Below are 25,626 nucleotides of genomic sequence, written 5' to 3'. Positions count from 1 at the left end.
ATTAGCCGGGGTATCGACCACAACAGTGCCAACCGACTCGCCAGCCTTGATGGTAATCACCGAGCCATTGCTCAAGGTGACAGTTACCGGAGTCTGCGCAGGATTGGTCAACGTAGCGGTGTAGGTGATCTGCCCACCTTCGGTCACGTTTTGACCTGCGGTCAGCGTAACGGTAGTGGTATCGATGGTATCGGTAATCTGAGTAACGGCCGGATTAGGGTCGAGGGTCAGTACCAGGTTGTTGCCGCCGGTGGTGCCGGTGACGTTGACGGTGATCTGGCTTGCGTCGATGTAGGGGCTGTCATTCGGTGCCAGCGGTACGTTGACGGTGCCGGTCAGCTGGCCGGCGTTGATCGTGATCACCGCGCCATTGGACAAGGTGATGCTCAGGTCGCTGGATGGCGCCTGGGTCACGGTGGCGGTGTAGGTCAGTACGCCGCCGCCTTCGGTGATGGTTGGGGTCGCGCTCAGGCTCAGCGTCGAGGCCTGCAAGGCCAGGTTGCCCGTATTGGCGGCGGCCTGGGCGCCCGTGAGTTGGGTCAGTGTCGAAGCGCCCTGGCCCAGCGGGCCGGTCGGGAAACCGATCGTGGGGTCGACACGGCCAGCGGTTGCATCCAGTACAACGAAACTGTGGCCCCCGCCTGCAGCGCCGTTACCGGCCGCAGTCGCGCCGGCAGCGGTAGCTTCCAGGTCGGTGGTCGGGTCGGCGCCCGCGACGATGGCTTGTTGCAGCTCGGCAACCGACGGCGCAGCGTTTTCAGCGGCAGCAGCCAGGTCGGCGCTGGAGTCCGGCAAATCGGCGCTCCATTGGGTATCACGGCCCAGGTCCAGTGTGCGGCCGTCGGCCAGCTCCAGGCTGACAGCGCCAGACAGGCCGGTGTCTACCTGGTCGCCTGCGAACAGGCGGTCGCCCTCAACGAGGACTCGGCGCGTTCCTTCCGGAGAAATAACGAAAACTTGACCAACAATGCTTTTGACGATGGCAACAACACTGCTCATTAAAATTTTCTCCGGCGTTCCGTTCTGATGAAATCCATGTGGCAGCCCAAGTTAGGGCGCCAGACAGTAGGGGCGTAGTCTATGGTGTTAATGACGTCAAATATTTGGCTATATTTTTTAGCGATCTAGTTTATGCCAAACTATTGACCTTCTGGTCGCCATCCTAAACAATCGCCTCCGTAATGTCACATTGATATTTATGCGGCGAACCGTCCTACATGTGTGAAGCAGTTCCGCTTTTTGAACTTTCCGACGTACGGTCATAACGGTAGCCATTATCCGACGCAGCGAGGCCAATCGCTGTGATTTGAGACAAGAAGTCCTGGGGAATTTTTTAATGCGTCTGCACCTGTTTAAGGCAATACCGTTCGTCCTCGCCGCCAGTTTTGTACAAGCCCAAACATTGCCCCAGGCCATGCAGCAGGCGCTGGATGTGCACCCGGAAATTCAAGCCGGTGTAAATAGTCGTATCGCCGCCGATTACCAATTGCGCGCCGCCCAAGGTGGTTACCTGCCGCGCGTTGACCTGAACGCCGGTTACGGCCGTGAAGGCACCGATAACTCCACCACCCGTGCCGCCAACGGCCCAAACGGCAACCACTGGGACACGCTCAATCGCGGCGAATCCAGCCTGCGCCTGCAACAAATGATTTTTGACGGTTTCGCCACCTCCAGCGAAGTCGGGCGTCAACAAGCCAACGTTAATTCTCGTGCTTACTCTTTGCTGGGTACCTCCGAGCGCACCGGGTTGACCGTTGCCCAGGTGTACCTGGATGTGCTGACCCGTCGCGAGTTCGTGCGCCTGGCTGAAGAAAATCTGCGCAACCACGAACGCATCTACGACCAGATCAAATTGCGCACCCAGCGCGGCGTTGGCAACGGCGCCGACCAGGACCAGGCCGAAGCGCGCCTGGCCCAGGCCCGCAACAACCTGATCACCGAGCAGACCAACCTGGCCGACTCGCAGGTCAACTACCTCAGTGCCGTCGGCCAGATGCCCGACCAGCTCGAACGCCCGGCCCCGTTCATGGCCATGCTGCCGGCAGACCTGAATGAAGCGCGCCGCCAGATGCTCGACAACAGCCCGATCCTGCGTTCGGCCGAGTCGGACATTTCCGCCGCCGAGAGCCAGTACGAAGCCGCTAAATCCACGTTCTACCCGCGTTTTGATGCCGAGCTCGGCACCAACGCCGACAACAACGTGTCCGGCGACGCCAGCCACAACAACGGCTGGGAAGCCATGGTGCGCATGCGCTTCAACCTGTTCGCCGGTGGCAGCAACAAGGCTGACCTGCAATCCAAGTCGTACCAGGCCAGCCAGGCACTGGATATCCGCAACAACGCCTTGCGCCAACTCAATGAAGAACTGGGCCTGGCCTGGAACGCCTTGAACAATGCGAATGCGCAGTTGCCGGTAGCCCAGCAATACGTGGATCACAGCACCCGGGTGCGCACGTCCTACCAGCAGCAGTTTAGTCTGGGCCAACGTACCCTGCTGGATTTGCTCGACAGTGAGAACGAATTGTTCACCGCTTCCCGTCGCTTGGAAGAGATCAAGAACATTCAGTTATTTACTCAATATCGAATCAAGGCGACCATGGGCGAATTGCTCAAAAGCCAGGGAGTGGTCGCACCGATGGCCTCCGTCGTGCAAAACGACGTGAAGCCTAAAGTCCAACTGCCTGGGATGAATTGAGTCACCCCAATAGCCCCATCTGTTAGTCGAGAGTGCAGCGCGTGGAATCCGAAGTCAGTCGAGTTCATCTCAGTCATGATCCACGCACGCTGCACGACGATCCGTTACTGGACGGGTTGTTGGCGCTCTGTGCCCTGCATCAAAAACCCGCCAGCGCAGCCATGCTCACCACCGGCCTGCCGCTGCCTTCGCAGCGGTTGAGCGCTGAGCTGCTGCCTCGCGCCGCCGCGCGTGCCGGGCTGCAGGGGCGGTTGCTGCAACGCAAGCTCGAACAGATTCCGACAATTGCACTGCCAGCGCTGCTGCTGCTCAAAGACGGTCGCAGTACGGTGCTGGTCGGCTGGCAAGGCGAAGACGAAGCGCGGATCCTGCTCAGCGAAAGCGACGGCGGTGAAGTGCTGATCAAGCGTGAGCAGTTGGCGGACGACTACATCGGCAAGGTCTTCTTCGCCCAGCCTCAGCACAAATTCGACGTCAACCACGGCTCCCTGATTCCCCGGGCGCGTTCGTGGTTCCGTGACACCCTCATGCGCTCACGCTGGCTCTACACCGATGCCATCGCTGCGAGCTTCCTGATCAACATCATCGCCATGGCCGCGCCGCTGTTTGTGATGAATGTGTACGACCGCGTCGTGCCGAACCAGGCCACTGCCACCCTGTGGGTGCTGGCCGTGGGCATCTGCGGCGCTTACCTGTTCGACCTGATCCTCAAAAGCCTGCGCAGCCTGTGCCTGGACCTGGCCGGTAAAAAGACCGACTTGATCATCTCGGCCACGCTGTTCGAGCGCATCGTCGGCATGTCCATGAAGTACCGCCCGGCGCGGGTCGGCAGCTTTGCGCAGAACATCCATGAGTTTCAGAGCCTGCGCGATTTCCTCGCGTCGCTGACCCTCACCAGCCTGATCGACCTGCCGTTCACGCTGCTGATTTTCCTGGTGATCGCCATCCTCGGCGGCCACCTGGTGTGGATTCCGGTGCTGGCGTTCCCGCTTGCCCTGGGCATTGGCTACGCCCTGCAAAAACCGTTGGTGGCGACCATGGAACGAACCATGGCCCTGGCCGCCGAGCGCCAGTCGAGCCTGATCGAAACCCTCGCCGGGCTCGACGCGGTCAAGGTCAACAACGCCGAAAGCGAGCGCCAGTACGGCTGGGAGCAAACCATTGGCACCCTGAGCCGGCTTGAGCTGCGCGTGAAGTTGCTGTCGGGCCTGTCGATGAACATGACCCTGCTGATCCAGCAACTGGCTGGCGTGATCATGATTGTGTTCGGCGTGTACCAGATCATCGACGGCAACCTCAGCATGGGCGGCCTGATTGCCTGCTACATGCTCAGCGGCCGCGCCTTGAGCCCTCTGGCCTCGCTCTCCGGCCTGCTGACCCGTTACCAGCAAGCCAAGGTCACCATGACCTCGGTGGACCAGATGATGGAGCTGCCCCAGGAGCGCAATTTCGAAGAGCGCCCGATGAGCCGTCGCACCCTGCAAGGTGCCATCGAGTGTCGGGGCCTGAACTTTACCTACCCGAACCAACAGAACGCTGCGCTGAAAAACATCAACCTGGTGATCAAGCCGGGCGAGAAAATCGGCATCATCGGCCGCAGTGGTTCAGGTAAAAGCTCCCTCGCCAAACTGATCGTCGGTCTTTATCAGCCGGACTCCGGCGCGTTGCTGGTGGACGGCGTCGACGTGCGCCAGATCGATGTGAGCGAACTGCGCCACAACATCGGCTACGTCGCCCAAGATATCCAATTGCTGGCCGGCACCCTGCGTGACAACCTGGTGTCCGGTGCGCGTTATGTAGAAGATGAAATGGTCCTGCAAGCCGCGGAGCTGGCCGGCGTGCACGAATTCGCGCGTCTGCACCCCCAGGGCTATGAGCTGCAAGTCGGCGAGCGTGGGCAGAACCTGTCCGGCGGCCAGCGTCAGAACGTCGCCCTGGCTCGCGCATTGTTGCTCAACCCGCCCATCCTGCTGCTGGACGAACCCACCAGCGCCATGGATAACACCGGTGAAGAACGCTTGAAGCAACGCCTGCAAGCCGTGGTGCAAAACAAGACCGTGGTGCTGGTCACCCACCGTGCCTCACTGCTCTCTCTGGTGGACCGCCTGTTGGTCGTCGACCGTGGGCAGATCCTCGCGGATGGCCCGAAAGCCGTGGTTATGGAAGCGTTGAAAAAGGGGCAGATCAGTGTTGCTTAACTCCATCAAAAGCGCGGTCGGCCGCTATTTCAAAGGCTCCGACTCCCTGCGCAACCAGCCCCTGCCCGAGGTCAACAAAGCCCTGATCGAAGATGCACCGCGGGTTATCCGCCTGACCATCTGGGCGATCATCGCGTTCTTTGTATTTCTGGTGGTATGGGCGGGGTTCTCCAGCATCGACGAAGTCACCCGTGGCGACGGCAAGGCGATTCCGTCGTCCAAGCTGCAGAAAATCCAGAACCTGGAAGGCGGCATCGTCTCCGAGTTATATGTGAAAGAAGGCCAGATCGTAGAGGCTGGCGCACCGTTGATTCGCCTCGATGACACGCGGTTTGTCTCCAATGCCGGTGAAACCGAAGCCTTGCGCCTGGCCATGCAACTGCGTGTCGAGCGTCTGAGCGCGCAGGTGGATGATCGCCCGCTGAACATCCCTGACGAGGTACTCAAGGCCGCCCCAAGCCAGGCCGCCAACGAGCGCTCCTTGTATGAAAGCCGCCGCCAGCAGTTGAAGGACGAAGTGGGTGGCTTGCAGGAGCAATTGGTGCAGCGCCAGCAGGAACTGCGCGAATTTACCTCCAAACAAGGCCAGTACCGCAGCCAGTTGTCCCTGCAACGCCAGGAAATCAACATGTCCGAGCCCTTGGTGGCGCAGGGTGCGGTGTCGCCGGTTGAAGTCTTGCGCCTCAAGCGCGCCGAAATGGAAACCCGCGGTCAGCTCGACGCCACCACCCTGGCGATTCCCCGCGCCGAATCGGCGATCAAGGAAGTGCAGCGCAAGATCGACGAAACCCGTGGCAAATTCCGCAGTGAAGCGCTGACCCAGCTCAACGAAGCCCGCACCGAACTGAACAAGGCCGAATCCACTGGCCGCGCCCTCGAAGACCGTGTCAGCCGTACGCTGGTCACCTCGCCAGTGCGCGGTATCGTCAAGCAGTTACTGGTCAACACCGTGGGCGGCGTGATCCAGCCGGGCAGCGACATGGTCGAAATCGTGCCGCTCAACGACACCCTGCTGGTGGAAGCCAAGATCCGCCCGCAAGACATTGCTTTCCTGCACCCGGGGCAAGAAGCGATCGTTAAATTCACCGCTTATGACTACACCATCTACGGCGGCCTGAAGGCCAAGCTGGAACGCATTGGTGCCGATACCATCACCGATGAAGACAAAAAAACCACTTACTACATGATCACCTTGCGCACCGACCGCAGCCACTTGGGCACCGATGAGAAGCCGCTGCTGATCATCCCCGGCATGGTCGCGTCGGTGGACATCATCACCGGCAAGAAAAGCATCCTGAGCTACCTGCTCAAGCCGATCATCAAGGCGCGGGCCGAGGCGTTGCACGAGCGGTAATCTCTATCGCCTGCCAGGGCCTCATCGCAGGCAAGCCAGCTCCCACATGTTGATTTGTGAACACATTCAAATGTGGGAGCTGGCTTGCCTGCGATGGCGCCATCAGCTTCACTGCAGATCCCAACCCTAATGCATATCGATATTCGCTAACGGTATTTAAGCGTCCGTTCTTATATCTATAAAGTCACTCCCCTGTCCGACCGGGAGTGCCCTCATGTCCGCCACCTCTACTGTTCCAACAGCGACCTCTACCGCCCAATCTTTCGAGATTCGCCCGTTCCCCGGTAGTGTCGGCGCCGAGATCATCGGCCTGGATTTATCCCGCCCGGTCAACCACGAGGACTTCGCGCGCATTCATCGCGCTCACCTCGACCACCATGTGGTGGTCTTCCGCGACCAGCGAATCACCCCCGAACAACAGATCGCCTTCAGCCGTCGCTTCGGTGTGCTGCAGATCCACGTGCTCAAACAGTTCCTGCTGGCCAACCACCCGGAAATCCTGATCGTCTCCAATATCATCGAAAACGGCCAATCCATCGGCCTGGGCGACGCGGGTAAATTCTGGCATTCGGACCTGTCGTACAAAGAGCTGCCCAGCCTGGGCTCGATGCTGCACGCCCAGGAGCTGCCCTCCGAGGGCGGCGACACGTTATTCGCCGACATGCACAAAGCCTGGGACCAATTGCCCGAGCACCTGCGCAAAGCCGTGGAGGGGCGCAGCGCTGCGCACTCCTACACGGCGCGTTACAGCGAGACCAAATTCGAAGGCAACTGGCGCCCGGCCCTGACGCCCGAGCAACTGGCCCAAGTGGCGGAAGTGGTGCACCCGATTGTGCGTACCCACCCGGAAAACGGGCGCAAAGCGCTGTTCGTCAGCGAAGGTTTCACCACCCGCATCGTCGGTCTGCCGGAAGACGAAAGCCGCGATCTGTTGGCCCAGCTCTACGCCCACAGCGTGCTGCCGCAAAATATCTACCGCCACCAGTGGCAGCCCCACGACCTGGTGTTCTGGGATAACCGCTCGCTGATCCACCTGGCCGCGGGTTGCCCCAGCTATCTGCGCCGCAAGCTGTTTCGCACCACCATCCAGGGCGACGCGCCTTTCTGAAGCTTATTCCCGGCAAGAGAGTTGAAATGAACGCGCCCCTGCAAGGCCACGCGGCCAGCAACCTGAATACCGCCATCGAACCCCTGTTGGCGGTGGATAACGTCAGCCTTGAATACCGCACCCCCGAACGCGTGGTGCGGGCCACGCACCAGGTCAGTTTCGAGATCGACCCGGCCGACCGTTACGTACTGCTCGGCCCCTCAGGCTGCGGCAAATCCACCTTGCTCAAGTCCATCGCCGGGTTTATCAAGCCCTGCGAAGGCGAGATTCGCCTGTTGGGGCAAAAGATCGATGAGCCCGGCCCGGATCGCATCGTGGTGTTCCAGGAGTTCGACCAACTGCCGCCGTGGAAAACCGTCAAGCAGAACGTGATGTTCCCGCTCCTGGCGTCGAAAACCTTGAAGCGTCGCGAAGCCGAAGAGCGGGCCCTGCATTACCTCGAAAAAGTAGGCCTCAGTGCCTTCGCCGATGCTTACCCGCATACCCTTTCCGGCGGCATGAAAGCCCGCGTGGCCATCGCCCGTGCGCTGGCCATGCAACCGAAAATCCTGCTCATGGATGAACCCTTCGCCGCCCTCGATGCCCTGACACGACGCAAAATGCAGGAAGAGTTGCTGCTGCTGTGGGAAGAGGTGCGCTTCACCCTGTTGTTCGTCACCCACTCCATCGAAGAAGCGTTGGTGGTGGGCAATCGCATCTTGTTGCTGTCGCCGCATCCCGGGCGTGTGCGTGCGGAAATTCACAGCCATCAATATGACCTGCACAGCCTGGGTGGCGCGGCGTTCCAGGCGTCGGCGCGGCGGATTCATCGGCTGCTGTTTGACGAAGCGCCCGAGGCCGAACGTGAGTTGGGTTTCGCTGATATCCGCATCGCCTACTGAAGGGACACCCATGCGCCAGGAATTTGAAGTCACCCTCGAACCGCTGCTCAGCGTCCCCGTGGAGCGCGAGCTCCCCTTGCGTCAACGCCTGTGGCAGCAAGGTTGGCTGCGTAAGGGCCTGATCCTGATCGTGTTGGCGATCCTCTGGGAGGCAGTCGCCCGCTATCAGAACAATGACTTGCTGCTGCCAAGTTTCCTGCAGACCTCGCACGCACTGTTCGACGGCCTGCTCAGTGGTGAGTTGCTCAGCAAAGTGAGTATCTCGCTGGCGGTGCTGATCAAGGGCTACCTGATCGGCATTGTGCTGGCGTTCGCCTTGACCACGCTGGCGGTGTCGACCCAATTGGGACGCGACCTGCTCAGCACACTGACCTCGATGTTCAACCCGCTGCCGGCGATTGCGTTGCTGCCGCTGGCGCTGCTGTGGTTTGGCCTCGGGCAGAACAGCCTGATCTTCGTGCTGGTGCATTCGGTGCTGTGGGCCTTGGCGCTGAATACCTACTCCGGGTTCCTTGGCGTGTCCGAAACCCTGCGCATGGCCGGTCGCAACTATGGCCTCAAGGGCATACGTTTTGTGCTGTTCATCCTGATCCCGGCGGCGCTGCCGTCGATCCTGGCGGGCCTGAAAATCGGCTGGGCGTTTGCCTGGCGTACGCTGATCGCCGCCGAGCTGGTCTTCGGCGCCACCAGCGGCAAGGGCGGCTTGGGCTGGTACATCTTCCAGAACCGGAATGAGCTGTACACCGACAAGGTGTTTGCCGGCTTGGCCGTGGTGATTCTGATCGGCCTGCTCGTGGAAAACCTGGTGTTCGACACCTTCGAGCGGCTGACGGTGAAGCGTTGGGGCATGCAGCGCTGATCCGACTTATCCGTAAGACCGTTCCTGTTCAAATAGGAACGATTGCTCTTTGGCTGCGCTGGCTCCGATAATGCCGGCCACCTCTGACGCCGTCCTGGCGTCAGGCATGCCCGATAAAAGGATTTACGAAGATGCGGTTTATTGTCTTGGCAGCGGCCTTGTTATTGTCCACCCCGGTTCTTGCTGAGTTCGCGCCCGAAGCGATATCCATGGCCAAGCCGCACTACCCGGCAACGTTGACCGCCACCCAGGGGCATGCGCGCATCAGCCTGAATATTCACAGCGACGGTACGGTCAGCGATGTCAAAGCGCTCAGCGCCACCAAGCCGGCTTTCGGCGCCGCTGCAGTGGAAGCAGCCACACAATGGCGCTTCAAATCCTGGGCAGTGACAGCTGATCGGCCATCGGTGATCAAGGCGCAAAACGACATGGTCTTCACGCCTGAACTGCCAACAACCGAAACGGTTCAACTGACCTTTACACAAACCACCTATCAATCCTGCAGTGCGTTGAACGAGGAAGTCAGCCATTTCCGTCGCGACCATCCCACCCGCCCGTTGATCGCCATGAAGAGCTTTGCCATTACCCGAGTGGCGGTGATGTTCCCGGCATTAAGCGGCAAAGACGACTACAACGAAGGCCTGGCCCGCGCCGACGAGCTGGAAAGCGCGTTGCCGGAAATCGTGCGCAAGTGCCAGGCTTATCCCAAGAGAACCTACGCTGAATACCTGCCTCGTAAGTTGAAGCGTTACCTGTAAAGCCTGCTACGATTGCGCCCAACTCACTCCCCATTGGTCACGAGTGCTTGGCATGCAACTACCGGACATGAACCTGCTGGTCGCCCTCGACGCCTTGCTTGACGAAGGCAGTGTGGTGGGTGCCGCGCGGCGCATGAACCTGAGCCCGGCGGCCATGAGCCGCACGCTCACGCGGATTCGCGAGGCCGTGGGCGATCCGATCCTGGTGCGCGCCGGCCGCGGCCTGGTGCCGACGCCCAAGGCGCTGCAATTGCAAAGCCAGGTGCGCAACGTGGTAGAGCAGGCGGCGCTACTGTTTCGCTCGGCCGACCAGGTAGACCTGAGCACATTGCGCCGCCGCTTCAGCGTGAGGGCCAATGACTTTTTTGTCGGCGTGTATGGCGGTCGGCTGTTCGACACCATGGAGCGCATGGCGCCGCTGTGCGAGCTGTGTTTCGTGCCCGAAGGCGATACCGACGACGATGCGCTGCGTGAAGGCCGTCTGGACCTGCGCGTGAGCAACACGCTGCCGTCCAGCCCCGAAGTGAAAGTACAGAATTTGTTTTCCACCACCTTCGTCGGCCTGGCACGAGAAGATCACCCGCTGTTCGACGAAGAAATCACCGCCGCGCGTTTCGCCAGTTATTCCCACATCAGCATCTCGCGGCGTGGCATCGCCCGTGGGCCGATTGATACTGCGCTGAACGCCCAGGGCCTGGAGCGCCGCGTGGCGATGATCGCGCCCGGCTTTCACGGTGCGATGTTCATGCTGCCCGATTCCGACCTGCTGCTGCCGGTGCCCAAGGAAGCCCTCTTGAGTGCCACGCGCCTGAACCTGCCACTGCGCTCATTCCCGCTGCCGATCTCCCTACCGACGCTGGTGTTGGCCCAATCCTGGCACCCGCGTTTTGACAAAGACCCGGCCCATAAGTGGCTGCGTGAGACTATGCGCGAGAGCTGCCATGCCACGTGGCTGGAAGCCCAACCCACTTAAACTGTGGGAGCTGGCTTGCCTGCGATCGCCTCACCTCGGTCTGCCTGACAGACCGAGTTGTCTGCATCGCGGGCAAGCCCGGCTCCCACAGAATTTCGTAGTTCTTAACAGTTGCGTCTGGCGCACTTATAACCTGCCGACAAGTAACTTTTTTGTCATGTATAAGCCTGATTAAACTGCTCGGGTATTTATAATCCCGAGTTACCTGTTCATGACATCCCTCGCTGCCCCCGCCCTCCAGGCTGCAGCCAAACCTACAGCCCTGAACCCGCCCGTATTCGGCCCGCGCATCATCATTGGATTGGTCGGCGTGTTGTTGGCGGTGCTGGTCTCCGGTCTCAACGAGATGGTCACCAAGGTCGCCCTCGCTGATATTCGTGGTGCGCTGTACATCGGCTTTGACGAAGGCACCTGGCTGGTCGCGGCCTACACGGCCACCTCCGTCGCGGCCATGGCCTTTGCGCCCTGGTGTTCGGTGACGTTTTCCCTGCGCCGCTTCACGCTGTGCGCCATCGGTTTGTTCACCGTGCTGGGGATCCTGTGCCCGTTTGCGCCGAATTACGAAAGCCTGTTGGTGCTGCGTACCGTGCAAGGTCTGGCCGGCGGCGCGTTGCCGCCGATGCTGATGACCGTGGCGCTGCGTTTCCTGCCGGCCAACGTCAAGCTGTATGGCCTGGCCGGCTATGCGCTCACGGCTACTTTCGGGCCCAGTCTGGGCACGCCGTTGGCGGCGTTGTGGACCGAATATGTCGGCTGGCAGTGGGCGTTCTGGCAGATCGTGGGGCCGTGCCTGCTGGCGATGGCCGCGGTGGCCTACGGCTTGCCGCAAGACCCGTTGCGCCTGGAGCGTTTCAAGCAGTTCAACTGGCGCGGCCTGCTGCTGGGTTTCCCGGCCATCTGCATGTTGGTGATAGGGCTGTTGCAGGGCAATCGCCTGGACTGGTTCGAGTCCGGCCTGATCACGTTCCTGCTAAGCGGCGGCACGCTGTTGCTGGTGCTGTTTTTGATCAACGAGTGGTCGCAGCCGATTCCGTTCTTCAAGTTGCAGATGCTTGGCCTGCGCAACCTGGCGTTTGCCCTGATTGTACTGGCCGGCGTGCTGATGGTGCTCACCTCGGTGATCATCATCCCATCGAGTTTCCTCGCCCAGGTCCAGGGTTACCGGCCGCTGCAAACCGCGCCGGTAATGTTGCTGATGGCGTTGCCGCAGTTGATCGCGCTACCGCTGGTGGCGGCGCTGTGCAACCTGCGTTGGGTCGATTGCCGGTGGGTGCTGGGGATCGGTTTGAGCATGCTGGTGCTGTGCTGTGTGGGCAGCGCACACCTGACCTCGGAGTGGATTCGCGACGATTTCTACGGCCTGTACCTGCTGCAAATTTTCGGTCAGCCGATGGCGGTGTTGCCGCTGCTGATGCTTTCGACCGGCAGCATCCAACCCATGGACGGGCCGTTCGCCTCGGCGTGGTTCAACACCGTCAAAGGCCTCGCCGCCGTGGTCGCCACTGCCGTGATCGACGTGCTGACCACCCAGCGTTTGCACTTCCACTCGACGATGTTGGTGGACCGACTGGGCAACTCACCGCTGGCCGACGGCGATGCGGCGGGCCTGGCGCACCGCCTGCACCAACAGGCCGTGGTACTGACCTCCTCGGACCTCTATTACGTCATGGCCGGTGTCGCGGTGGCGTTGATCCTGCTGATTTTCTGGATGCCCACGCGGATCTTTCCGCCTCGCGCACCGACCTAGCCTCAAGGACTTCTCATGAAACGCAAAGACAAAATTGCCGTCGCCGTTATTGCCGTGTTTGCCGTCGGCGTGTTGGTTTATCTGGTCGCGCCGGGCCTGTTGGGCAGCAAGCGCCAGACCACCAACGACGCTTTCGTCGCCGCCGACTTTACCCTGGTCGCACCGCGTGTGGCCGGCTTCATCAAGGAAGTGCTGGTGGAAGACAACCAGCGCGTAAAAGCCGGCCAATTGTTGGCGCTGATCGATGACCGCGATTTTCGCGCTGCCGCCCAGGCGGCGGATGCCGATACGCTGGTCGCCCGGGCCCAGCTGAAAAACGCCACGGCGACCCTGGAGCGACAAAGTTCGGTGATTGCCCAGGCCCAGGCTACCGTGTCGGCTGACCGCGCAGAAGTGGCCTTCGCCGAGCATGAACTGAACCGCTACAACCACCTCGCCGGCGTGGGGGCGGGCACGGTGCAGAACGCGCAGCAAGCCAAGACCCGCATCGACCAGGCCACCGCGCGCCTGGCCAGTGCCACGGCGGTGTTGGCGGCCGAACGCAAGCAAGTGGAAATCCTCACCGCCCAGCGTGATGCGGCCGAAGGCGGACTCAAACGTGCCCAGGCCGCGCTGGAAATGGCCAGCTATCAGCTGTCCTACACGCGCATCGTTGCGCCGGTGGATGGCATGGTCGGTGAGCGTGCGGTGCGGGTCGGCGCCTATGTGACGCCAGGCAGCAAGATCCTCGCGGTAGTGCCATTGGCCGAGGCCTATGTGGTGGCTAATTTCCAGGAGACTCAACTGTCGCATATGCACGCTGGCCAAGCTGTGCAGGTGCGCGTCGACAGCCTCGACGGCGAGTTGCTCAACGGCCACCTGGAAAGCCTGGCACCCGCCACCGGCGTGACGTTTGCTTCGGTCAAGCCGGACAATGCCACCGGCAACTTCACCAAGGTGGTGCAGCGCATTCCGGTGAAGATCATCCTCGAGCCGAACCAACCGCTGACCGAGCGCCTGCGCGTCGGCATGTCGGTGGAGGCCAGTGTCGACACCCAGTCGGTCGCGCAACCGCGTGAGGTGGCCCAGCAATGAAGCCATTTGCCTGGCTCACCTTGAGCCTGATCAGCCTGAGCGCTTGCACCGTCGGCCCGGATTTCCAGCGGCCCCAAGGTCCGCAAGTCACGCAGTGGAGCGAGCCCCAGGGGCGTCAGGCTGCCAGTCGCGCCGTCACCGATCCCTTGCAGGAGCGCTGGTGGGACGTGTTTCACGATGAGCAACTCTCGGCCCTCACACGCAGGGCGCTCACCGATAACCTCGACCTCAAACTGGCCAGCAGCCGCCTGCAACAAAGCCGCGCCGTGCGCCAGGTGACCACCGCCGAGCGTTACCCCGAGGTCAGCGCCAAGGGTGATTACCTGCGCCAACGCAACAGTGGCAAAGGCTTGAACGACCCGTCTGGTGAGAGTGGCCGGTCGGCTTACAACCAGTGGGACATGGGCTTCTCTGCGGCCTGGGAGCTGGACTTCTGGGGCCGGGTCAAACGTGAAACCGAAGCCGCCGACGCCACCCTGCAAGTCGCGGAAAATGATCGCCGCGCCGTGCTTTTATCGGTACTCGCCGAGACCGCTCAGGACTACATCCAACTGCGCGGTGTGCAGAACACCCGTGCCGTCACCGAGCAAAACCTCGACGTGGCCCGGCACAGCCTCAAGCTCTCGCAACTGCGCTTGGCCGACGGTGTGGCGACAGACCTTGACGTGGCCGAAGCCGCCGCCCAGGTCGCTGCCATTGAAGCGCGCCTGCCGGATTTGCAGCAGCGCCAGGACCAGCTGATCAACGCGCTGAGCCTGTTGATGGGCGAGCCGCCGCAAGCGCTGCACGCACAATTGTCCAAAGACGCCGCCGTACCGCAAACCCAGCGCCAGATCGCGATCGGCCTGCCTTCGGAGTTGGCCGAACGCCGCCCCGATATCCGTCAGGCCGAGGCGCGCTTGCACGCCGCCACCGCCAACATTGGCGTGGCCAAAGGCGATTTCTACCCGCGTATCACCCTGTCCGGCAGCCTCGGTTCCCAAGCGCTGCAGTTATCGGATTTCGGTTCGTGGGGCTCCCGAGCGTTCGCCTTCGGTCCGCAGTTCAGCCTGCCGCTGTTCAACGGCGGGCGCCTGCAAGGCATGTTGAACCTGCGTGAAGCCCAGCAACAGGAAGCGGCCCTGGCGTATCAGCAAACCGTGTTGCGCGCCTGGCATGAAATTGACGACCAATTGACTCGCTACAACGCCACGCAACTGCGCCGCGACAGCCTCGCCGAAGCGGTGCGCCAGAACCAGATAGCACTGAGCACCGCGCAACAGCAGTACGTCGAAGGTGTAGTGGATTTCGTCAACGTGCTCACGGTGCAAAGCGCGCTGCTGGCGACGCAGGAACAGTGGGTTGAAAGCTCCACGGGCGTGTCGTTGGCGATGGTGGGGTTGTACAAGGCGTTGGGTGGCGGTTGGGAATCCGTCTACCCCGAAACAGCCTCCCTTCCTGCAGGTTGAATACCTCTCCATGTGGGAGCGGGCTTGCCCGCGATGAGGGCGAATCATTCAACACCACGTTGACTGGACTGACGCTATCGCGGGCAAGCCCACAGGGAGTACTGCGTGATCACGGGTTCTGCAAAAACACCACATACCCGCGAAACCACTCACTGCCCTTCAAATATCCCGGCTCTTCCCACGCCCCACCCTGAATCAACCCCACCTTGAATGGCAGCCCCAGCCGGTTCATTCGGGGCAAATACGCCGCGTAATCCGGGATGCTGTGGCGCCCTTGATAGGTCTGCACCACCACCTCATCCACCACGCCCTTGAGCTGGGCGATGGCGGTCGGGTCGGCGTTGCTGCCCCAGTCCATCAGGCCGGTGATGCTGAGAAGCAGGTCGGCGGGCAGGCGCTGGCGCAGGTCGCGCAGGAAGTGTGTGTATTCGTGCAGGTATTGGGTACGGGCGTCGAAATCAATCTGGATACCGACCACCGGGTTGCCCGCCTCGCGCCAGCGTTGCACCTGGCCGAGCAGCTGGGTGTAGACCTGTTCCGGCCAGTGCAGGGTGTGGGCGCGGTACACCACCCAGACGTCGCCTCGGGTGATGCGCGGGACGCTGATGCCTTGGGCGATAAACTGCACGCCAAGCTGGGGCGCGCGGCGGGTGGAGTTGATTTGGCCCTGGAGGATGTACAGGGTTTTTGCCTGTTTGAGTACCGGCTGCGGCGTGACGCCGCTCCACAGCCAGAAGGCGTCATAGTCGCGGGCGTCGACAGCGCCAAAGGCCGGGCTTGCCAGCAACAGCAAGCCTAGCCACAGGTGTTTCACCAGTAATACTTCAGGGACTCGGCCCACTCAGTGTCGGCAAACCCGGTCTTCAGCTGGCGGAACCAATCTTTGCGCACGGACTTGTCGACATCTACACCGCCGCAGTTGTTATAGCCAGCCCGCGCATAGCAGTTGATCGCACGGAACAGCGCGTAGGCCTTGTCGTTATGCGGCGCCTTGGGGTTGGCGATGACCTGCCGGTAGCCGTCGAGTCGCGAGAAGGTCTCGCCTTTGAACAGCGAGGCCGTGCTGCCCAGGCTGCCGGCGGCGCGCGCCTGGTCCAGCGGCATGCCGTCCAGATTGTTGCGCAGGATGAACTCACCCAGGCAATTCAGGCCCTTGGGGTTTTTCGGATCGGCCTGCAGGGCGCTCGCGATTTGCGCAATGCTCGGGCAGGTGTAGCCGGACTCCGCTTTATCGCCGCTCCACTGGAACAACCGCAGCGATCGACCGTCGGTGTAGACATAACCCAGGCTGGTGCCGAGCTTGTTCTCTGGCACCGGGGTCGCCAATTGTTTGAGGTCTTCGGCGAACGTGGCGTACTGGCCGCGCATCAGGTCTTTGTACAGCAACACAAACTGCGCGGTTTCACGCTCGGCCGGGTCACTGGCCTGGGTGATCTGCTGGCGCAGCAAATCCTGGCCTGCGATGTTGCGCAGCAAGATGTAGCGCACCTGTTTGAAGCTGATTGGCGAGTCGGTCGCGAACACGTTGGCCAGTTGCCCGCTGCGCTCGTAATTCATCGCCAGGGCCAGTTCCAACTGGTCGCGCTGCAAGGGCTGCTTGGCCAGAGGCAACAGTTTCAGCCACAGGGCTTCGGCGCTTTTCCAGTCATTCTTGGCTTCCAGGGCCAGGCCGCGCAGGGTCTGCTGGCTGAAAGCCAGGTAGCCGAGGTTGGCGGGTACGTCCTGAGGCAGCAGTTTCAAGGTGTTGTCGGGTTGATGCTCGACGTACAGCGCAAACGCCGCTTGCACGTAGTCGTACAGCGCTGGCTCCTCGGCGAAGATCGGCTTCTGTGCGGCCAATGCTTCGCGGGTCAGTTTGGGCGGGTTACCGGCACGCATCCACATCAAGTCGTTGAGGGCCAGCATCAGCGGGTTCGCCGCAGGTTTGTTGATGGCGCTCAGCAGCTTGTTGTCGGTTTCCTGCACCAGGTCGTCCAACGACACGTTGCGCTGCTCGGTGCTCAATTGCGCGGCCAGGTCATTCGCCAGCTTGTCGGTATCGCCCGCCAGCCAATGCACTCGGCGCAACAGGCCTTGGGCGGAAGCAGCGTATTCGCCCTGTGGATAAGTTTTCAGGTACAGGTTGAAGCGGGTATCCGCATCGGCCAACACGGACTTATCCACATGCTCCAATTGCGGCATGCCGTATTCGTCGAAGGCGTTTTCCTGGGCCTGGTTCAACTCGGTACGGGCGATCATGTAGAGCGCCGTTTCCTTGACCCAGGGCAGGTTGCCGGTGGCGGCGGCGACAAAGCCGCGTTGCGCGTCGCCAAAACGGCCGCTGTAAAAATCGCCAGCGGCTTGAAGGTATGTGCGCAGCTCGCGGCCTGCGGCTGACTGGATTTGCTCCGGGTCACCCAGGCTTGCACCCTCCCAGGTACAGGCGCCCAGCAGACTCAGACGGCCTGTGATCAAAAGCCGGCGTTCCGCTTCAGGCAGATCGGCGTTGACCACTTGGCTGATAAACGCCGTGGCGCTGCTTTCGTCGTTGCTGCGGCAGCGACTGCCTTCGCCGGTCAGGAACGCGTCACCCGCCGCTTGGTCGTGTTCACGCTGAATACCCAGAGGTGCGAGCAGCTCATCGAGTTTGCTGGGCGTGGGCACCGCCTTGGGTTTTTCGACGGCTGCGTCGGTCATTGGGGTGAGGCGATACACCGGGAACGGCACCGGGCCGAAGCCTTCCTCAAGGTCGGTTTCGCTCAGTGCATTCGGCGTCAGGGGCGCGACTTGCTTGTCTGCCAGCAACAGGCGCAGGTTGACCCGGCTGTCATTGCCCGGGCTCAGGAATGGCAGGTTGCTGCACCCTTCAAGGCTGTCGCGCGAGACCCGCCAATCGGGGTAACACGAGTCATCGCCGCTGGCCTGGGCTTGGGATGAAAGGCCGGTGAGCAATGCCAGGGCCAGAGGTGACAGAAAACCGATGCGCATGAGCGAGTCCTTGATCCTGAGTCCTTTGAGGGGCTAATCATAGCGTGATCCGACAAATGCTTCGGTGAAGGCCTACACAAATCAAAGATTTGTCCGATTCCAGCAGCGAATCGGAGGCTTTTGTCCTAGAGTGGCGGGTGTTTGCATACGTGCAGTTTTTGCCTTGTTAACGGGCAGTGGCAGGGGAATCGAGGTGCGACGGTCTGTGGTAGAGCAAGACGACAAGGTTGGGTCATTACCCGTGTTTAATCGCCTCTTGCAGGTTGGGCAAGGCGCTACCTGGATTAGCCGGCTGTGGTGGGTGCCTATCCTCGCGCTGGCGGTGGGTCTGCGTTTTTACAACCTGACGGCGTCAGCCATCTGGGGTGACGAGGCTTCGAGCCTGTTGCTCAGCGAATACGCTGCGGGCGATCTTTGGTTTCACGCCGCCCATGATGTGCACCCGCCGCTGTATTTTTTCCTGCTGCGCGGCTGGATCGAGCTGTTTGGTGACGGGATCTTGTCCTTGCGCGGTATGAGTGCGATCCCCGGCGTGGTTGCGGTGGGCCTGGGGCTCTGGCTGACACGGCAACTGTCCACCCGGCGCGCGGCTGTGCTGGCGGGAATCCTGCTGGCGCTGCTGCCGACGGCGGTGCGCTACAGCCAGGAAGTGCGCATGTATTCGCTGCTGGGCGTGTGGCTGTTGGGCGCTACGCTGGCGTTGGTGTATTGGGTGCGGCAACCCGAGCGCACGCGATACTTGGTGGCTTATGCGCTGCTGATGACGGCCGGTTTCTACACCCATTATTTCACCGCGCTATGCGTGGTGGTGCACTGGGTCTACCTGGGGCTGTTGGGTGCCCCTCAGCTCTCGGGCCGGCGCTTAATCACACGCCCCGCGTGGTGGGCGGTTAATAGTGTGATCGTGTTGTTGTACCTGCCCTGGCTGCCAAATCTGCTGGATCTGGTGCAGCACGTTGATCAACTCAAGGTAGGCGGGGACATTGGCTGGGAAGACCCGGTCAACCTGTCGTCGTTGCCGTCCATGATCTGGCAGCTTTTGCTCCAGGACGAAGGCGTTGGTTTCTGGCCACCGCTGTTCTGGCTGTTCCCGTCAATGCTGGTCGCAGTGATTGTGGTGACTGTCTGGCGAGACCGCGAACGCTACCGACCGGCCAGCCTTTTGGCACTGTTTTTCCTGCTGCCGCTGCTGTTGGTATACGGGGTGTCGTTTATTTCCCCCGTGTTTATCGAGCGCTACCTCACGGTGTATGCCTTGGGCTTGCCGATCCTCGTGGCCTTGGCCATTGACCGTCTGCCCTCGCGCCTGTCACTGCTGGGTGGGGTGTTGTTAGTGCTGTTTGTCGGTGTGGAACTGCTGGGGTTGAAAAACAACTTTACCGTCGATGAACATGACCAATTCAACGTGCCGGTGGAGTTCGTCAACCGCAATTACCAGGAAGACGACCGCATCGTCCTCAGCGACATGTTGTGGTACCTCCCCTACGTGTATTACGACCAGACCGATGCCCAGTTGCAGCTCTACACCCCACCCAAGCCCGACGGTACGTCGACCCGGCCGAATGCCTATGGCTTCGGCACTCTGGTGGACCAGGACGGTGGGCGCATTTACCTCGACCGGCTGACGGCACTGCCCGCCGATACGCGTCGCGTATGGTTGATCAGCAGCAACGAAGCGCCGGATGATTTTGCGCCACTGCCTGAAGGCTGGCGCGAGCTGACCCGCCACGATGGTGGCGGCGCCAGGGCTCGGTTGTTCGTGCTGTGCAACGTAGCGCCGCCGCAACCCGAGGGTTGCCACTAGACTCAGTTGACACGTCTTTATCTGGAGTTCGCCATGGAATTGCCGGTGCACAGCTTGCCGACACTGTTCAAACAGCTTGGGCTGCCGGATGACCCGGTCAGTATTGAGAAGTTTGTGGCCGTGCATTCGCCGCTCAAGCCTGAACTGCATCTGGCGGATGCGTTTTTCTGGACGCCCAGCCAGAGCGCGTTTTTACGCGAGGAAATTCTGGACGATGCGGATTGGGCAGAGGTGGTGGATGAGTTGAATGTGTTGTTGCGTAAAGGGCGCGGGCTATAAAAAACCTTTCCCTCCCGGTGGAGGAAATCCAGCGCCGCCTCAATGCTCAGGCCGAACGGCAGGCCGGATGCCAACGCTGATCCAACTGTGGGAGCGAGCTTGCCCGCGATAGCGCTGTGACAGTCGCCATCTGCATTGACTGAACCACTGTCATCGCGGGCAAGCCCGCTCCCACTGGTAGTCGTCGGTGCTGAAGACATCGCAATCGTGTCGCTGAAAACCCGACGCTCGCGCTCAAACCCGCTTTACTTACCTTCACCTTCTCGCCACCCATCCATAAATTTGTTTCAAAACTTGACGGTTTTGAATGCATCCACCATATTGATAGTTAGCAAACTAACTGTATGCGAACAATCCAGTGCCTCAAACCCTCGAACAACTCCAGATGAACCTCAGCAGCAGCATGGTGGTGGGCGCCCGTAACTGGCGCAAAATCTGCCAGACCACGCTGGTGAGCTACGGTATTTCCGAAGCCTGCGCCGTGCCGCTCTTGATGATCGGCCGCTTGGGCGACGGTGTGCACCAGGTAAAAGTCGCCCAGGCGTCCGGGATGGAAAGCCCGTCGCTGGTGCGCCTGCTCGACCAACTGTGCAGTGGCGGTTACGTGTGCCGTACCGAAGACGTGCACGACCGCCGCGCCAAGGCCTTGAGCCTTACCGAGCGTGGCCGTGAGCTGGTGCAGGCGGTGGAAGTGCAACTGGTTCGGTTGCGTAAGGACGTGTTGGCAGATATCGCCCACGGCGATCTTGAGGCCGCGCTGCGCGTACTGCGCGCGTTTGAAGCGGCTGAGGTTGCAACGCCTTGAACGGATTTTTTGCCGGTTTCCCGCCGGCCCGCGACTGGTTCTATGGTGTGCGTACGTTTGCGGCGTCGATGATCGCCCTGTACATCGCCATGCTCATGCAAATGCCGCGTCCGTATTGGGCGATGGCCACCGTGTATATCGTCTCCAGCCCGTTTGTCGGCCCTACCAGCTCCAAGGCGTTGTATCGCGCTATCGGCACCTTTATGGGCGCCGCAGCGGCGGTGATTTTTGTGCCGATGTTTGTGCAGTCGCCGTATGTGCTGGTGGTGGTGATTGCGTTGTGGACGGGCATTTTGCTGTTCCTGTCCATGCACCTGCGTACCGCGAACAACTACGCGTTGATGTTGGCCGGCTACACCTTGCCGCTGATTGCCTTGCCGGTGGTGGATAACCCGCTGGCGGTGTGGGATGTGGCCGAGGCGCGTACCGAAGAGATTTTCCTCGGCATCGCTGTAGCCGCCGTAGTCGGCGCAATGTTCTGGCCGCGGCGCCTGATGCCGGTGTTTGATGGCTCGGTGGCCAAGTGGTTTGCCGACGCTCAGGTCTATAGCCAGCGCTTTCTGACGCGCAACGTGGCGCCTGAAGAAATCAGCACCTTGCGCGGCGGCATGGTCGCCACCTTCAACACCCTGGAATTGATGATCGGCCAGTTGCCCCACGAGGGCGCGCGGCCGCAGACGGTGCGTAATACCAAGGAACTGCGCGGGCGCATGATTCACCTGCTGCCGGTGATCGATGCTCTGGACGATGCGATCTACGCCATCGAACACCGCGCCCCGGAGTTTCTTGATCAGTTCACACCCTTGCTGCAAGCGGCCAGCGCCTGTCTGGACAGCACCACCGACGAGGCGCCCCTGGAGCGTTGGCGCGTACTGCGCGACAAGATCGACGCCGCCCAACCCCAGGGCGAAGCACTGGACGACCGCCACACGCTGCTGTTTTCCAACGCGCTGTATCGCCTCGGCGAATGGGTCGATCTGTGGCAAGACTGCCGCAGCCTGCAAGCCGCCATCCAGTGCGAAAGCCAGGACACCTGGCGCGCCGTCTACCGCCATTGGCGCCTGGGTCGGCTCAAGCCATTTCTCGATCATGGCCTGATGTTCTATTCAGCGTTTTCCACCGTCACTGCGATCATCGTCGCCTCGGTGCTGTGGATTCTGCTGGGCTGGCCCGACGGCGGCAGCGCAGTGATTCTGGCCGCCGTGGCGTGCAGCTTTTTCGCCTCGATGGACGACCCGGCGCCGCAGATATATCGGTTCTTTTTCTGGACCGCGATGTCGGTGCTGTTCGCCAGCCTGTATCTGTTTCTGGTGCTGCCCAACCTGCACGATTTCCCGATGCTGGTGCTGGCGTTTGCGGTGCCGTTTATCTGCATCGGCACGCTCACGGTGCAGCCACGGTTTTACTTGGGCATGCTGCTGACGCTGGTCAACACCTCATCGTTCATCAGCATTCAGGGCGCCTACGACGCGGACTTCCTGAACTTCGCCAACGTCAACCTGGCCGGGCCGGTGGGCCTGTTGTTTGCCTTTGTGTGGACGCTGATCGCACGGCCGTTCGGCGCCGAACTGGCGGCCAAGCGCCTGACCCGTTTCAGCTGGCGCGACATTGTCAGCCTGACCGAGCCCGCAACCCTGGCCGAGCACCGGCACATGGCCGTGCAAATGCTTGACCGCCTGATGCAGCACCTGCCGCGCCTGGCCCTCATCGGCCAGGACACCGGCAGTGCCCTGCGCGATTTGCGTGTGGCGCTGAACCTGCTCGACCTGTTGGCCTATTCGCCACGCATCTACGGCGTGCCACGGGTGTTGCTCAACCAGGTGGTCGAAGGCGTCGGCGGTTACTTCAAGGCCTGCCTCAAGGCCGGTGAACGCTTGCCCGCGCCCGGTGGTCTGCTGATGACCCTCGACCGCACACGCCGCGCCCTCAATGGCCAGGGCCTGCAAAATGAAGAAGACACCCGCCTGCATCTGTTGCACGCGTTGGCTGGCCTGCGCTTGTCGTTGCTGCCTGGCGTGGAATTTATTGACGGCACCGAGCGGGAAGCGCCGTTACCTGATGGAGCGCCTTTATGATCGGTGATCTGGATATCAGCGGGGTGTTCCTGCCCACGCTGTTGGTGCTGATGGGCATTACGTATGTGTTGTTTCTGGTGGTGCACGGGCTGTTGACGCGCATTCACTTCTATCGCCTGGTCTGGCACCGGGCATTGTTCAATGTGGGGCTCTACGCGCTGTTGCTGGGCGCGGTGGACTCACTCAGTCGATACCTGATGACATGAAAAAACCTTTTTTGACCATCGGCCGTGTCGTCCTCACGCTGTTGATCGTGACGTTCGCGGTCGTCGTTGTGTGGCGCATGGTCATGTACTACATGTTTGCGCCCTGGACCCGTGACGGGCATATCCGTGCCGACATTGTGCAGATCGCCCCGGACGTCTCCGGGTTGATCCAGCAGGTGGACGTGCGCGATAACCAGTTGGTAGCCAAGGGCCAAGTGCTGTTCGCCGTTGACCAGGACCGCTTCAAGCTGGCCCTGCGCCAAGCCCAGGCCGCCGTGGCTGACCGCCAGGAAACACTGGCCCAGGCCCAGCGCGAAAACAAACGTAACCGTGGCCTCGGCAATTTGGTGCCGAGTGAGCAATTGGAGGAAAGCCAGTCCCGCGTGGCCCGCGCCCAATCGGCCCTGGCCGAGGCGCAAGTGACCGTGGACGCCGCCCAGCTCAACCTCGACCGCTCGGTGATCCGCAGCCCCGTCGACGGCTACGTCAACGACCGTGCGCCGCGTGCGCAGGAGTTCGTCACGGCCGGGCGCCCGGTGCTCTCGGTGGTGGACAGCAATTCCTTCCACATCGACGGCTATTTCGAAGAGACCAAGCTCGACGGCATTCACGTCGGTATGCCGGTGGATATCCGCGTGATCGGCGACAATGCCCGCCTGCAGGGCCATGTGCAGAGCATCGTCGCCGGTATTGAAGACCGTGACCGCACCAGCGGCTCCAACCTGCTGCCCAACGTCAACCCGGCGTTCAGTTGGGTGCGCCTGGCCCAGCGGATTCCGGTGCGGATCGCCTTTGATGATGTGCCGGCGGACTTTCGCATGATCGCCGGGCGCACGGCCACGGTGTCGATCATCGATGACCGGAGCGCTGCCAAAGACCGCGCGCAGCAGGGAGAACAACCATGAAACCGGCGGCGTTGCTGGCCACGGCCAGCTTGGGTTTGCTGCTGTCGGCGTGCCAGGTGGTAGGCCCGGACTACAAATTGCCGCAAACCTCGGCGATCAACCGGGGCGACCTGCAAGGGCAGATTGCGGGCGAAGGCAGCAACGTCGTGTCGGCCCCGGTGCCGGCTGACTGGTGGAAACTGTACAAAGACCCGCGCCTGGATGAGCTGGTGCGCCAGGCCATGGCCTCCAACACCGACCTGCGCGTGGCCGCTGCCAACCTGCAACGCGCACGCTACCAGACGCAACAGGCTGAATCCGCCGGTGGTTGGAGCGCCGGGGTCAAGGCCGAAGCCCAGCGCCTGCAGGAATCCGGTGAAGCCTTTTTGCTGACGGAAAAAGTCCCGGTAGGGAATATCGGCAGCGTTGGTATCAGCACCTCGTATCAGTTCGATCTGTTCGGCACCTTGCAACGTGGCATTGAAAGCGCCCAGGCCAGCGCCGACGCGGCGCAGGCGGCTGCCGATGTCGCGCGAATTACCCTGGTGGCAGACGTGGTGCGGTCCTACACCCAAGTGTGCGCAGCCAACGAAGAGCTGGCGATTGCCAACCAATCCCTCGACCTGCAAGGTCAGAGCACCAAGCTGACCCAACGCTTGCGCGACGCCGGGCGCGGCGATGAAACCCAGGTGACCCGCTCGCAGACCCAATACAAATCCTTGCGCGCCGACATGCCGCGCTATGAAGCGTCGCGCCAGGCGGGCTTGTTCCGCTTGTCGATGCTGCTCGCCAAGCCGGTGAACCAACTGCCGGCAGGCACCAACACCTGCGCCGAGCTGCCGCACATCGCCCAACTGCTGCCGGTGGGCGACGGTGCCGCGTTGCTAAAACGCCGCCCGGACGTGCGCCAGGCCGAACGCCAACTGGCCGCCGCCACTGCGCGTATCGGCGTGGCCACCGGCGCGTTGTACCCGGACATCAGCATTGGGGCCACGGTAGGCACCGTCGGTCTTCTCGATGACCTGGGCACGCCGGCCACTAACCGTTGGGGCTTTGGCCCGCTGATCAGTTGGTCAGTGCCGACCAACGGTGCCCGTGCACGTATTCACGAAGCAGAAGCCGCGACCCAGGGCGCCCTGGCGCACTTCGACGGGGTGGTGCTCAACGCCATCCGCGAAACCCAGACCGGCCTTGCGCAATACACCGCGCAGTTGCAACGCCGCGATGCGCTGGCCGATGCCGGTGAGTCCGCCAAAGAGGCATCGGAGCAGACGCACCGCTTCTTCCAGGCCGGCCGCGCGTCGTTCCTGGCCGACCTGCAAGCCACCCGCACCTACACGGATGTACGCGCGCAGCTGGCGGCGGCGAACACCCAGGTTGCCATGAGCCAGATCGATCTATTCCTGGCGTTGGGCGGTGGTTGGGAAAGCGGACGAACGCAAGCGTCACAATCCGGCAAACCCTGAGCTAAAAGCTATGCTTTGACAGGTGAGTCGCCATGCGCTTCGCAT

General features: G+C 61.6%; 21 protein-coding genes. 18 read left to right on the top strand and 3 right to left on the bottom strand.

Going from position 1 to position 25,626, the window contains the following annotated elements; genetic code table 11:
- A partial coding sequence (locus ACI77D_RS28095) for a retention module-containing protein (RefSeq protein WP_407017958.1) occupies positions 1-999 on the bottom strand: 999 nt, incomplete at its 3' end.
- Positions 1,000-1,336: 337 nt separating this feature from the next.
- On the opposite strand from ACI77D_RS28095, the gene ACI77D_RS28090 reads away from it, so the two are divergent.
- The 11 genes from ACI77D_RS28090 (at position 1,337) to ACI77D_RS28040 (ending at position 15,095) form a co-directional block, all read left to right on the top strand.
- A complete protein-coding gene (locus ACI77D_RS28090) occupies positions 1,337-2,695 on the top strand; it encodes a TolC family outer membrane protein (RefSeq protein WP_064450091.1) in 1,359 nt (452 codons plus the stop codon).
- Between the two features lie 41 nt (positions 2,696-2,736).
- Positions 2,737-4,893, top strand: a complete 2,157-nt coding sequence (locus ACI77D_RS28085; RefSeq protein ID WP_064454832.1) for a type I secretion system permease/ATPase — start codon at positions 2,737-2,739, stop codon at positions 4,891-4,893.
- Entirely contained in the window at positions 4,883-6,247 is a 1,365-nt protein-coding gene (locus ACI77D_RS28080; RefSeq protein ID WP_064450092.1) for an HlyD family type I secretion periplasmic adaptor subunit, read from the top strand. Before ACI77D_RS28085 ends, ACI77D_RS28080 begins: the two co-directional genes overlap by 11 nt.
- Positions 6,248-6,461: 214 nt before the next feature.
- Entirely contained in the window at positions 6,462-7,355 is an 894-nt protein-coding gene (locus tag ACI77D_RS28075; protein WP_259763251.1) for a TauD/TfdA family dioxygenase, read from the top strand.
- A 26-nt stretch (positions 7,356-7,381) separates the two neighbouring features.
- Entirely contained in the window at positions 7,382-8,236 is an 855-nt protein-coding gene (locus tag ACI77D_RS28070) for an ABC transporter ATP-binding protein (protein ID WP_407017957.1), read from the top strand.
- A 10-nt stretch (positions 8,237-8,246) separates the two neighbouring features.
- Positions 8,247-9,095, top strand: coding sequence for an ABC transporter permease (locus ACI77D_RS28065; RefSeq protein WP_262666687.1), 849 nt, complete (start codon positions 8,247-8,249; stop codon positions 9,093-9,095).
- A gap of 131 nt (positions 9,096-9,226) precedes the next feature.
- A complete protein-coding gene (locus tag ACI77D_RS28060) occupies positions 9,227-9,853 on the top strand; it encodes a TonB family protein (protein WP_407017956.1) in 627 nt (208 codons plus the stop codon).
- A gap of 52 nt (positions 9,854-9,905) precedes the next feature.
- The gene (locus ACI77D_RS28055) at positions 9,906-10,826 is read left to right on the top strand and encodes a LysR family transcriptional regulator (protein WP_064450097.1); all 921 of its coding nucleotides are present in this window, start codon (positions 9,906-9,908) and stop codon (positions 10,824-10,826) included.
- 211 nt (positions 10,827-11,037) lie between these two features.
- Entirely contained in the window at positions 11,038-12,573 is a 1,536-nt protein-coding gene (locus tag ACI77D_RS28050) for an MFS transporter (protein WP_407017955.1), read from the top strand.
- A 15-nt stretch (positions 12,574-12,588) separates the two neighbouring features.
- Complete coding sequence (locus ACI77D_RS28045; RefSeq protein WP_407017954.1) at positions 12,589-13,647, top strand: HlyD family secretion protein; 1,059 nt, start codon at positions 12,589-12,591, stop codon at positions 13,645-13,647.
- A complete protein-coding gene (locus ACI77D_RS28040) occupies positions 13,644-15,095 on the top strand; it encodes an efflux transporter outer membrane subunit (protein WP_407017953.1) in 1,452 nt (483 codons plus the stop codon). Before ACI77D_RS28045 ends, ACI77D_RS28040 begins: the two co-directional genes overlap by 4 nt.
- Positions 15,096-15,204: 109 nt before the next feature.
- Here ACI77D_RS28040 and ACI77D_RS28035 read toward each other — a convergent pair whose 3' ends face one another.
- Complete coding sequence (locus ACI77D_RS28035; RefSeq protein ID WP_407017952.1) at positions 15,205-15,909, bottom strand: DUF3142 domain-containing protein; 705 nt, start codon at positions 15,907-15,909, stop codon at positions 15,205-15,207.
- Positions 15,906-18,062: an outer membrane assembly lipoprotein YfiO gene (locus tag ACI77D_RS28030; protein ID WP_407017951.1), complete on the bottom strand. Its 2,157-nt coding sequence runs from the start codon at positions 18,060-18,062 to the stop codon at positions 15,906-15,908. Before ACI77D_RS28030 ends, ACI77D_RS28035 begins: the two co-directional genes overlap by 4 nt.
- Before the next feature lie 193 nt (positions 18,063-18,255).
- On the opposite strand from ACI77D_RS28030, the gene ACI77D_RS28025 reads away from it, so the two are divergent.
- From ACI77D_RS28025 to ACI77D_RS27995, 7 genes are all read left to right on the top strand, one after another.
- Positions 18,256-19,866: a glycosyltransferase family 39 protein gene (locus tag ACI77D_RS28025; protein WP_407017950.1), complete on the top strand. Its 1,611-nt coding sequence runs from the start codon at positions 18,256-18,258 to the stop codon at positions 19,864-19,866.
- Positions 19,867-19,899: 33 nt separating this feature from the next.
- Positions 19,900-20,145 carry a DUF2789 domain-containing protein gene (locus ACI77D_RS28020; protein ID WP_407017949.1) on the top strand — a complete coding sequence of 82 codons (246 nt, stop codon included), beginning with the start codon at positions 19,900-19,902 and terminating at the stop codon, positions 20,143-20,145.
- Between the two features lie 385 nt (positions 20,146-20,530).
- On the top strand, positions 20,531-20,950 hold the full coding sequence (locus ACI77D_RS28015; protein ID WP_064450112.1) for a MarR family winged helix-turn-helix transcriptional regulator: 420 nt from the start codon (positions 20,531-20,533) through the stop codon (positions 20,948-20,950).
- Positions 20,947-23,025, top strand: a complete 2,079-nt coding sequence (locus ACI77D_RS28010; RefSeq protein WP_407017948.1) for an FUSC family protein — start codon at positions 20,947-20,949, stop codon at positions 23,023-23,025. The genes ACI77D_RS28015 and ACI77D_RS28010 overlap by 4 nt, the downstream gene beginning before the upstream one ends.
- The gene (locus ACI77D_RS28005; RefSeq protein WP_016969155.1) at positions 23,022-23,231 is read left to right on the top strand and encodes a DUF1656 domain-containing protein; all 210 of its coding nucleotides are present in this window, start codon (positions 23,022-23,024) and stop codon (positions 23,229-23,231) included. Before ACI77D_RS28010 ends, ACI77D_RS28005 begins: the two co-directional genes overlap by 4 nt.
- Positions 23,228-24,136 (top strand): efflux RND transporter periplasmic adaptor subunit, encoded by a 909-nt coding sequence (locus tag ACI77D_RS28000; protein WP_407017947.1) that lies wholly within the window; start codon positions 23,228-23,230, stop codon positions 24,134-24,136. Before ACI77D_RS28005 ends, ACI77D_RS28000 begins: the two co-directional genes overlap by 4 nt.
- A complete protein-coding gene (locus ACI77D_RS27995) occupies positions 24,133-25,581 on the top strand; it encodes an efflux transporter outer membrane subunit (protein WP_407017946.1) in 1,449 nt (482 codons plus the stop codon). The genes ACI77D_RS28000 and ACI77D_RS27995 overlap by 4 nt, the downstream gene beginning before the upstream one ends.
- Positions 25,582-25,626 lie beyond the last annotated feature (45 nt).

It is taken from the genome of Pseudomonas sp. O39 (genome assembly GCF_045447295.1).
In the GTDB taxonomy this organism is placed as follows: domain Bacteria; phylum Pseudomonadota; class Gammaproteobacteria; order Pseudomonadales; family Pseudomonadaceae; genus Aquipseudomonas; species Aquipseudomonas antarctica_A.
Note: the sequence above shows the minus strand (reverse complement) of the source record. Positions and strands in the feature narration are given on the sequence as shown.